This window comes from Mesorhizobium sp. M0437, from assembly GCF_040321335.1.
Taxonomy (GTDB): domain Bacteria; phylum Pseudomonadota; class Alphaproteobacteria; order Rhizobiales; family Rhizobiaceae; genus Mesorhizobium.
Map to the genome: position 1 here is coordinate 1 of NZ_JAMYRK010000112.1, position 10,222 is coordinate 10,222.

Sequence of the window (10,222 nt, forward strand, 5' to 3'; positions counted from 1 at the left end):
GAAGCAAAGGCACCATAGCTAAGCGCGCGCATTTTCAAACGAGCTCCATTCTTAACGAAGCACAGGACCGCACCACTCTTGGCGTCGATCTATTTGCTTTGTCGGCGCGGGTCTGATCGAGAGAGTGGGGTTCATGCGGACAATCTATCCGGCCAATCCGAATGGCACTTGTCGCTGCCCCACTGGCAAGGCACAGAGGTCACGGCGATCGGGTCTTCGCTCTCGATATCTTTATTTTGTTCTGTACGTGGCTTGGACCGATGAAGATGCTTAGCAACGCAGCAGGAGAGCAGCGGGGATCGAGCGCTGCGCGGCGCCGAAGGCCCAATGCTGTACAGCCTCAAGCCGACGCACGGCAAGAAAGCTCAGCCGGAACAAAATCCAAGGTTCAATCGATGTGACAGTTCCGCGAGCTCATAGCTCACTCCATTTCCGCCTTCTCTCGCGCGTTCTGAGAAACGCTGCAAATGTGGACAACATGCATGATTACGCAGCAGCCATATCAATCCAGTTCTTTCGGGGTCAGGAACGCCGGCGAGGATATCGACCATGAGCCAATCATCATCGTGTTCTATCTGGTCCCGGACTTTACCATGCTGGCTTTCTCCTCGGCGGTAGAGGTATTGCGCCTGGCGAATCGTGTGTTGGGTTATGAGGCGTATCGTTGGCGGGTCGCATCAGCGTCCGGTGGCGCGGTTCAAGCCATTTGCGGGCTTTCAGCTGTAACTAACAGTTCCATCTCAACTGAACGACGTCGCTTATTCGAAGAATGTCGCCCGAGCATGGTCGTTATCTGCGCCGATCAGGATGTGGAGAGCTACTCGAGCAAATCGTTGGAAGCTTGGCTTCGCGAATGCAGGCATTGTGGAGTGGCCGTGAGCGGCGTTGGGACCGCCACCTACATACTGGCTAAGGCTGGGTTGCTGAACGACAAGTACTGCACGATTCACTGGGAGAAACTTCCCGGCTTCAGCGAGCGATATATGGAAGTTCCTGTGGCTGCAGTCATATATCAGGTCGACGGCAATATTTGGACGTGTGCTGGCGGTTCGGCCTCACTGGATATGATGTTGCATCTGGTTCAACGGCATTTCGGTGACGAGACCGTAGCAGGTATATGCGAGCAGGCAATCGTCGAGCGCGTAAGGGCGCCGAATGAGCGCCAGAGGCTGCCGCTTTCACAAAAGCACGGCATTTCCAATCAGATAATGATTAAACTTATCGAGCAGATGGAACATCATCTGGCGGAACCACTGCCGATCGAAAAACTTGCAAAAAGCGTAAAGCGCTCCCGCCGCCAGGTTGAACGCCTATTCCGACGTGAATTAGGTCGGTCACCTCTTTCTTACTATCGAGAACTGCGGCTAGAGCGTGCTCGAATGCTGCTTACTCAGTCTGCCATACCGATTGTCGATATCGCCATCGCCTGTGGATTTATCTCGGCGTCGCACTTTTCCAAATCCTTTCGTGAAACATATGGGATGGCACCACACGAAGTCCGTAAAGGGAGAGTGACGTCGAAGCAGCTTTTTTTAGACATTCCGGTGAATGAGTCGACCGTGAACTATCCGCAAGCCATTGATCTGGCATGTTGATTGAGGCGGACGGTAGGTTTTGGATTGCAGGATTTGCGGTGTTTGGGGGCTGTTTCCTGCAATTCGGTTTTGCGATTCCCTTGTGCTGCGGAGCGTGACCGATCGGGATAGGGGACGCCTTACGGCGCCGCCCACCGGGTCACCGGAGGCGATCGCCCGCCCCCCGGTTCCCACAGAACGTGGCGTGCGGCTTTCCCGCACCACGCTCTTCGGCAGTTGGTTCACGGTACCGCGAGTGCCAGCAACGCTCCACGACCTGGTACACCTTGATCAGCGACCGGAGATTTCCGGCCACGCCGTAATAGGCCTAGTATCGAGAACGTAGTGCAGGTAAAGGTTGCTCTGCTGCACGCTGATCGATCCCCCTTGTGGAGTTCCTTCGTCGATTGGATGGACCGCTCCATCTTCCATGAAGGCCGCCTTCAACCAGCGCCGGATCAAGGTGATCAGGCGAAAGTTGCTACCCAAGAGGTAATCTTCGGTGCCGAAAACCGGCCTGTCTTTGGTTGGAATGGTGGCCGGCTTCATACCGGAACGGTGGCCGGTGTTTGATCGGACTGGCGATCGGCTTCAAGCTTTCGCGCCATGACATTGGAACATGCAGGGGGCGATATGGTCGCCGAGTTAAGCGGCGCCGCGGCGGCCGAAGATCTTACAACGGTGCGCGGGCGCGTGCGGCAACGAAGGCTGTGGAGTTGCACGGAGAAGCGCGCGTTGGTCGACCTGGCGAGCGCGGCGGGGTCGTCGGTGACCGAGGTCGCGCAAGCGTTCGGCGTAGCTCCATCCCAGCTCTATGCCTGGCGCAAGCAGATAGCCGGCGGCGAGCTTGATGCCGATCAGGCGATGGCGACCTTCGCGCGCATCGACGTGAGCGATCTGACCGGTGTCGAACGCCCCGTCGCCGATTGTCCGGACCCGGCCGGCAAGATCGTCGTGGCCTTTCCGAGTGGCACGCGATTGCGGATCGACGGGACCGTCGATCCGACAGCACTGCGCATCGTCCTGGCGGAGTTGACCAGGTGATCACGGTGGTGCCGACCGACCGGATTTACCTGTGCTGCGGCGCGACCGACATGCGTCGCGGGATCAACAGCCTGGCGCGGATGGTGCAGCAGGTGCTCGCGCTCGACCCGCACACCGGCGCGATCTTCTGCTTCCGTGGACACAAGGGTCATATCATCAAGATTCTGTCGCATGACGACCAGGGGTTCTGCCTTTTTACAAAACGGCTTTCCGAGGGTTGTTTCGCCTGGCCGACCACCAAGGATCAGGTGACTGTGTTGCTCACCAAGGCACAGCTTTCGCTGCTTCTGGACGGGATCGACTGGCGCCGGCCGAACAAGATTTATCGACCGCGTCTGGCCGGCTAAATTCGGTCATTTCTCATTGATTTTGTGTTGTTTCTTCTTCCGTAACGAGGGTCTTTCGGGTATGTAATTTGGGTGTCGGAACAAGCTCCCTCAACCGCTGATTTCTTCGCTCGGATCGCCCTTCTGGAGGCGGCCGTTTCTGCCCGTGACATCACCATCGCCGAACGCGATGAACAGCTGCGAAGAGAGCGCGTCGAGGCCGCACTTCGCATCCAGCGCCTGCAGCTGCGGATTGATCGCTTCAACCGCAAGGCCTTCGGCCGCTCCTCCGAGAAGCTCGGCCAGATGCAGCTCGAACTCGAAGATCTCGAGACCGATTTCGCCGCCAGCGTGCCCGATATCGAGCTGCCCATCGTTGCTGACAGCGACAAGGTGCGGGTGTTGCCGGTTCGCAAGCTCAACCCCAACCTGCCGCGCAGGCGGGTCGTTCGCGAGCCGTCTTGCGCATGTTGCCCGGGCTGCGGCGGCGATCTGCGCGCCATGGGCGAAGATAGCGACGAGATGCTCGATCTGGTCGCCCAGGCCTGGCAGGTGATTGAGACCGTTCGACCCAAGTACAGCTGCCGGACCTGCGATAAAATCATCCAGGCGCCCGCACCAGCCAAGGCCATCGCGCGCGGCAAGCTCAGCTATGCCGCGCTCGCCCATATCATGATGGCCAAGTGGGGTTATCATCTGCCCTTCTACCGTCAGGTACAGATGATGGCCGCCAAGGGCGTCGATATCGAGCGTTCCACGCTTGCGCGCAGCGCCGGCTACGCCGCCGCCTTGCTCGATCCCATCTACAACCGCATCCGTGAGATCGGCCGTACCCGCACCAAGATTCACACCGACGACACGCGGCATCCGATCCTGGCGCCCGGCACCGGCAAGACACACAAGGGCGCGCTCTGGGTTTATGTCGCCGACGATCGCAACTCGGGTTCGAAGGAGCCGCCGATCGCCTGGTATCGCGCCACCATGGGCCGCGCCGGCGAGAGCGTGATGAGCGAGCTCGCCGGATTTACCGGCACGCTCCAGGCCGACGGATTCAGCGGCTATAACCAGCTCTACAAGGGCGGCGCCATTCGAGAAGCTGCCTGCCTGGCCCATCTACGTCGCAAGATATTCGACGTTCACGAAGCCAGCCGACCGAGCTCAGCACGACGGCGATGGCCGGTATCCAGGCGATCTACCGGATCGAGGAAGAGGTACGGGGGCTCCCGCCCGCCGAGCGATTGGCCGCACGACGAATGCGGACCCGACCACTGGTCCGCGCGCTGCGACGACAGCTCATGCGCCAGGGCAAGGGTTTGTCGCGCCATGCCGATATCGCCAAGGCCTTCGCCTATGGCACCAACCGATTGCGCGCGTTCAATCGCTTCCTCTACGATGGCCAGCTCGAGCCCGACAACCTGATCGCGGAGCGGGCCATTCGTGGATTTACGATGCCTGATTCATTATGCTGCTCCTTTTCAAATGGCGGAAAACAGGGATTTCTGGTCTGGTCGGTGACGCGACACGGGCCTTTACGCGAGATCGCGGCCTTGACGGTGGGCTTTTCGAGGTCCGCTGCGCGGATTTGATGGGGCGCGCCGGGCATGATTTGCTCGGTGGGCAACAGCCCTGCTTCGACGACACGCCGGATTTTATGGTTGGTGACGCCGAATTTGGTCGCGGCTTCCGACATGGTGAGCCATTCTCCGCCAGTATTGCCGGCAGACCGGTAGCCCTCGATCTTGTGCACCCGGCGCAACGAGCTGACGCGATGCCCTGTCCAGGTCTTTCCCTGACCGGTCCGCATCCCCATGCGGTTGAGCGTGGCGGCGACATCTGCGTCGGACCAGCGCGTCGCCATCGATCGGATGATTGCCATCGCCTCCTCGGGCGTGCTTTTGGTGTGCTCGCCGGACTTTTGCTTGCGCATGTGAACCTGCGAATGCTGTCCGCCCTGCCAGTGTATAGTGAGTTCGACCTGCCTCGCACCATCGTCCACGGTCACGACGATATCCTTGATCAGCGCGCGCAGGAGCCGCTGCCGAAAACGCATGTCGACATCGGAAGCGTCCCATGCAGCCCTGAGATCCTGAGCCAGGCCGGCAAAATCCGGGATGGCGGCGTCATCGCGAACTTGCCGATTGTTGAGCCGGGCTTCGCAGGCTTCGACACGGCGAAGCGTGGCCTCCCAGCTCTTCTCAAGCTGAGCGGCTATGAGCCTGTTGTCGGGGTCGCAGGCCGCATAGCGTCGTTCGGCAAGCGAGGCTTCGTAGCGGGCCTGCTGCAAATCCAGTTCAAGCATCTGCCTTCTCTGCGCTTCGCCTTCGAGATGCATGCGCTCCGCCTCCAATGCTGCTTCGATCGCCATGGGCGCCACGGCGCGCAAAACCTCCTGCGAGATCGCAGCGTCAGCTCGACCGCCATTGGCGGTCATGCATCGGGGTCGCGCCAGCATGAGGTTCGAACGGTCGCAACGGTAGATATGATAACCGATGCCACGGCCGACATAAACGACGCACAGGCGGCGACCGCAATGACCACAGGTGAGCATGCCGGCCAGAAGAGCCCTTCCGCCCCGACCGGACTTTACACCGCCGCCCTTGCCGTAGGTGTTGGCGGCGAGCAGCTTCTGATTCCGCTCATACTCGTCCCAGCCGACATAGCCTTCATGATGCTCCCTGAGCACAACCGCCCAATCCTCATGGGATTTACGGTGGCCGTAGCTCTTGCGGACGCGGCCATCGACGATCTCGGTCCGCTTCTGGGTTTTGCCGTACACATAGACCCCGCATAGAAAGGGTTCTTCAATACGCTGATGACGTTGCGATAGCGGATCGGAACCCAGTCGAAGGAGACCATCATCTTGCCGTCAGATGGGCGCGGAAAATGCATGCCTTCGGCATTGAGCGAGATCAGCACCTGGCGTGCGCTGCCGATCTCGCGGAACCGCGCGAATATAAGCCTGATGGCTTCCTGGACCCGAATATCAGGGTCGAAACCCAGGCCGTAATCGCGGTGCCAGATGTAGCCGATCGGCACACTTATCCGCAGTTCGCCCCGCTGGGCCTTCTGCCGCGCGGCCTCGTACATCCGCGCCCGAATGACAGAAAGCTCGAACTCGCTGATGTTGCCCTTCATGCCGAGCAACAGCCGGTCGTTCGGCTTGGCGGGATCATAAATGCCATCGATATCGATCACGCGCATCGACCTGATCGCAAAGCTCAAGCAGCCTGTGCCAGTCCGGACCATTGCGCGACAACCGAGAGGCCTCAAGACACAATACTGCGCCGACATGACCGGTGCACAGATCGTCGACGAGCCGCTCGAAACCCGGGCGCTCGACGGCGCCGCTCGCGCTGCGGCCCAGATCCTCGTCGATCACCTCGACATTGTGGAACCCCCAACGCCGCGCAACGTCGACCAGCTCATATTGCCGGCGTTGACTCTCAAGGTTTGCATGAACCTGTTGGGCCGTCGACTGTCTGACGTAGACGACGGCCTTGCGCTTCAGGAGTGCCATGGGAAGAAGATTACCGCCCGTCATCGGTCATCTCCTTCTCCGCGACACCTGCAGCCGCCATCAGCAGCTTGGCGAGGCTCGCGACCGCGGCCGCGCGTTGCGCTCTCGTCAGCCCGTCCAGGGCTCGGGAGTCGAGTGGCATGATCAACTGCCGCAGTGCTGGGAGCCGGCTTGGCGGGGGCAATGTCTTCATCGATAACCTCCTGAGCGTTCGAACCGCTCGCAAGGCCATTACGAAATCCCCGATGGATCAAGAGGTTGTGAAGGTCAGTCAGCGCATCCACGGTCACCCGAGGGCTGCCCAAGCTGAACGCTTGGCAAACGTCGCGATCCAACATCCATGCGGGAACGACAATGACTTCGCCATGCCGCACAACAATGTGCGCGACTCTGCCGTTCGCCCGCTCCTCGGTATACTCGCATCGAACGGTCCGCTCGAAATACGGATGCCATCGATACCAAACGACAACCTCGCGCCCGACATGGGCAGAATGTCTGCGAGTTGACGGTCGGAAGGCGCAATTGGCTTTTCTCGGGCAGCTTCGCCGCGGCAGAGCGGTCAGCGGTCGTGCTCAGCGTCATAGAGACCTGCAAGCTCTGCGGCGTCGATGCCGAGGCCTACATGGCCGACGTCACCGAGCGCATCCAGAATGATTGGCCAGCCTCGCGCTGGGACGAACTGATGCCGTGGAATTGGGTGCGCCGCGAAGAGATGCAGCTCTCCTTGGCGGCATGAGCGCGCTAGATGACATGGCGCTGTCGGACGAGGCGCTCGAGGCCTGGATGGCTGCCAAGACCAACCGCCCGCTGGTGCGGACCATGTCGGCGCTGGATGGCTTCGTAACGGCAGCGGTCACCGGGCCGCGCTACCCGGACCCGCAAGACTGGATGTGCCCGCTCATGGGATTGCGGCGCGACGTCTTGGCCAAAGGGTCTGCAACCGATCACGCCGTGTTTGCCAGCGTCGCCAGGATCCACAACCGGATCAACGAGACGCTCTTCGACAGACCGCAGGATTATGCGCCTCGATTCGCCACAAAGCCCAGCGGCGGCATCGACCCTCGGCCGTGGTGCCAGGGATTCCACGCGGCCATGAATCTCAACATCAAAAAATGGAAACGGCTACTCGACCTCGACAACCCCAACCACGGCCTGCTGCTGCCGATCCTGATCTACTGCGTCGACAAAAAGGGGAGGCCCGTCCTCGGCAAGCCCAGGCCGGGGCCCGAGACCGCGCATTTCATCGAGCACGAGGCCTACAAAGACATCGCCCTCGTCATCCCCGCCCTGCGCGAACTCCACTACGTCACCCGTTATGACGATCCGAAGTGATCGGCGCCGCCGCGCGGACCAACGAGCGATCTAACCATCAAGACGATTTCGGGAAAGGTGCCTTGGCGCATCGCTTACCAAAAGCAAGTGGGTCTATCGCGAGCTGCGCTACTTCCGCGCCGGCACCGAAGCCGGCATCTCATGCCTCAAGCGTGCTTACGGTTTGGCGCGTTGCACCTGGGCGAGGCCTCGATCACTTCAAGACCTACGTCTGGTCCTCGGTCGTGGCCTATAGCCTCGTCCTCTTCACCCGCCTCAAAGCGACCTGAATGCCAATCCCGTGTCGTTGCGTTGCACCGGCCATTGCCGGCCATCGCGGCGTGCGGCTGATAGTGCTGACCACGCTATCTCGTCGACGGTCAGCGCCCGTGATCCCATCAATCCCGTCGCTAAGGCGACCCAGCCTAGCATAAACATCTGTAAACGCTGCGAAATACACGTGTTGGCGAGTAGCGGAGACGCTTGCGCGCCTCACCGGGTCACCGGAGGCGGTCGCCCGCCTCCGGTTCCCACAGAACGTAGCGTGCGGAGCTACCGCACTACGCTCTTCGGCAGTTGGTTCACAGCACGGCGAGTGCTTGCAGCGCCCGGTACGGGAGCCGCAGCTTCGGTCGCAGTATCGGGTTCCGTTCTTTGATCTGGTTGAAAGTATCCCAAGTAAGGCGGCCGCCATCCCGGCTGCGGCTGCGCAACATCCGGCACCAGTAGCGTTCCGTGACCCGATGTACCTTGAGCAACGACCGGAGATTTCCGGCGATGCCATAGTAGGCATAGTGGCCACGAACAGCAGCGTTGATTTCGCTGACCTGATCGCTGATGCCGTAATGTCGAATACGCCGCATCAGTTCTTGCGCTGACGAGATGCTACGGCGAAGCCGAGACTTCTCCGTTCGCATCCCCACCTTGAAGTTACCCTTCAGGTTCCGCGAGCAGTACAGCGTCATACCCAAAAAATAGATTGTCTCTGGGCGACTTCTGCCGCGTTTGCCCGCGTCTCGCTGCGCGAACCGACCGAACTCGACCAGCTTGGTCTTGGTCGGTTCCAGGGTGAGGCCGAACCTGCCCAACCTGTGACGCAAGGCCTCCTGGACCTGGAGCGCGTCCGATTGATGTTGGAAGCAGATCACAAAGTCGTCGATATAACGTACCAACCGGGCTTCGCCCTTCAGCCGGACCTTCACGACACGCTCGAACCAGAGGTCGAGAACGTAGTGCAGATACACGTTACTCAGCAAAACGCTGATCGATCCGCCTTGTGGCGTTCCTTCATCGCTCGGGTGGACAGCTCCATCCTCCATGACACCTGCTTTCAACCAGCGCCTGATCAAGCTGATCAGACGCGGATCCCCGACTCGATGCTCGACAAACCGGAGCATCCACTCATGGGAAAGACTCCCGAACAGTCCTTTAATGTCGAATTCTAGAACCCAGTCATATTTCCAGCACCGCTGACGCGTGACCCCTACGGCAACGAGTGCCGATTTTCCCGGCCTGTAACCGTAGGAATCTTTCAGGAAGATTTGATCGAGATCCGGTTTGATGAGCTGCTTGACCACCATCTGCGCGATCCTGTCGCTCACGGTGGGCACACCCAAAATCCGCTGGCCCTCACCACTCTTTTTTGGAATGGGAACGGCACGCACCGGTGGCGGAAAATAGCTTCCCGAGCTCATCCGATTCCAGATCTTGTAGAGATTCCCCTTCAAGTCGGCCTCGAACTGCTCGATCGTCTGCCCGTCCACGCCAGCCGCACCACCATTGGATTTGACCGCTTTATAGGCTTCGTACACCAGCCGCTTATCGATCATAAACGGCTTGTCTGTCGCATCTGTCGTTGTCATCCTGTTGCCAGTTGCTTCGAAAATACGACCACCTGATCCGACCCCTTCGCTCCAGCCCCATTACAGGACTTTCATCACTACTACGGGTCGATCCGCCCCAACTTCCTGCATCGGTACCCTCGCCTCACGGTGGTGTGCCGCTTGTGCTTCTCCCTTGGCATCAGAAAGCTGGTTCCTGCAGTTCCGCGCAAAAGCCTGCATCCGGCTCATGCCCCCTATACGCCGTCCACTGTCCGCCCAGTCATCAGGCTTCCGACGGACCTGTCCCGAGAGATCCACACGCCCTCGGTTTTAGTGGTATCAAAGAGTTCTAACGACGCGTCATCGAAGGTTTGCTTGTGCTCATCTTCCGGATGCCTACCTGTCCCGGATCATGTCCGCGGCTTTTGACCCAACGCTAACCACCATGGCTCTTCTACCACAGCAGCTTGGGCTGGTTTGAGACCCGCTCCTGAAAGCCGATCCCGAGGGGCCTACCCTCATCTTTCACGCAGCTTCTCAGCATGTTGTCAGTTCACCATCGAACCTCCTTCTGCTTGCTGCAGCACACTGTGGACGGAAACTAGTCTAGCTATAATGCTTCCGCTA

8 protein-coding genes and 3 pseudogenes are annotated in these 10,222 nt (G+C 59.8%); 7 read left to right on the plus strand and 4 right to left on the minus strand.

Annotated elements, in window-relative coordinates:
* Positions 1-593 precede the first annotated feature (593 nt).
* Positions 594-1,595, plus strand: a complete 1,002-nt coding sequence (locus tag NKI72_RS32845; RefSeq protein ID WP_352851998.1) for a GlxA family transcriptional regulator — start codon at positions 594-596, stop codon at positions 1,593-1,595.
* Positions 1,596-1,865: 270 nt separating this feature from the next.
* Here the strand turns inward: NKI72_RS32845 and NKI72_RS32850 are convergent, their stop codons facing one another.
* The gene (locus NKI72_RS32850) at positions 1,866-2,123 is read right to left on the minus strand and encodes a hypothetical protein (protein ID WP_352851990.1); all 258 of its coding nucleotides are present in this window, start codon (positions 2,121-2,123) and stop codon (positions 1,866-1,868) included.
* Positions 2,124-2,207: 84 nt separating this feature from the next.
* On the opposite strand from NKI72_RS32850, the gene tnpA reads away from it, so the two are divergent.
* The 3 genes and pseudogenes from tnpA to tnpC all read left to right on the plus strand — a co-directional run bounded on the left by tnpA (position 2,208) and on the right by tnpC (position 4,530).
* Positions 2,208-2,618 (plus strand): IS66-like element accessory protein TnpA, encoded by a 411-nt coding sequence (gene tnpA / locus NKI72_RS32855; RefSeq protein WP_352851991.1) that lies wholly within the window; start codon positions 2,208-2,210, stop codon positions 2,616-2,618.
* Positions 2,615-2,965 carry an IS66 family insertion sequence element accessory protein TnpB gene (gene tnpB, locus NKI72_RS32860; RefSeq protein ID WP_352851993.1) on the plus strand — a complete coding sequence of 117 codons (351 nt, stop codon included), beginning with the start codon at positions 2,615-2,617 and terminating at the stop codon, positions 2,963-2,965. Before tnpA ends, tnpB begins: the two co-directional genes overlap by 4 nt.
* 72 nt (positions 2,966-3,037) lie before the next feature.
* Positions 3,038-4,530: pseudogene (gene tnpC / locus NKI72_RS32865) on the plus strand (IS66 family transposase).
* Here the strand turns inward: tnpC and NKI72_RS32870 are convergent.
* A pseudogene (locus NKI72_RS32870) lies at positions 4,431-6,485 on the minus strand (recombinase family protein); the annotation flags it as partial. The pseudogenes tnpC and NKI72_RS32870 sit on opposite strands and share 100 nt — an antisense overlap.
* Positions 6,472-6,654 (minus strand): PX domain-containing protein, encoded by a 183-nt coding sequence (locus NKI72_RS32875; RefSeq protein WP_352851994.1) that lies wholly within the window; start codon positions 6,652-6,654, stop codon positions 6,472-6,474. The gene NKI72_RS32875 and the pseudogene NKI72_RS32870, both read right to left, overlap by 14 nt.
* Positions 6,655-6,963: 309 nt before the next feature.
* Here NKI72_RS32875 and NKI72_RS32880 point away from each other — a divergent pair, with 309 nt between their 5' ends.
* The 3 genes and pseudogenes from NKI72_RS32880 to NKI72_RS32890 all read left to right on the plus strand — a co-directional run.
* Entirely contained in the window at positions 6,964-7,197 is a 234-nt protein-coding gene (locus tag NKI72_RS32880; RefSeq protein WP_352851995.1) for a transposase domain-containing protein, read from the plus strand.
* 14 nt (positions 7,198-7,211) lie between these two features.
* On the plus strand, positions 7,212-7,793 hold the full coding sequence (locus NKI72_RS32885) for a UPF0149 family protein (protein WP_352851996.1): 582 nt from the start codon (positions 7,212-7,214) through the stop codon (positions 7,791-7,793).
* 73 nt (positions 7,794-7,866) lie between these two features.
* Positions 7,867-8,062: pseudogene (locus NKI72_RS32890) on the plus strand (ISNCY family transposase); the annotation flags it as partial.
* A 291-nt stretch (positions 8,063-8,353) separates the two neighbouring features.
* Here NKI72_RS32890 and ltrA read toward each other — a convergent pair.
* Entirely contained in the window at positions 8,354-9,634 is a 1,281-nt protein-coding gene (gene ltrA / locus NKI72_RS32895) for a group II intron reverse transcriptase/maturase (RefSeq protein ID WP_352851997.1), read from the minus strand.
* Positions 9,635-10,222: the final 588 nt, after the last annotated feature.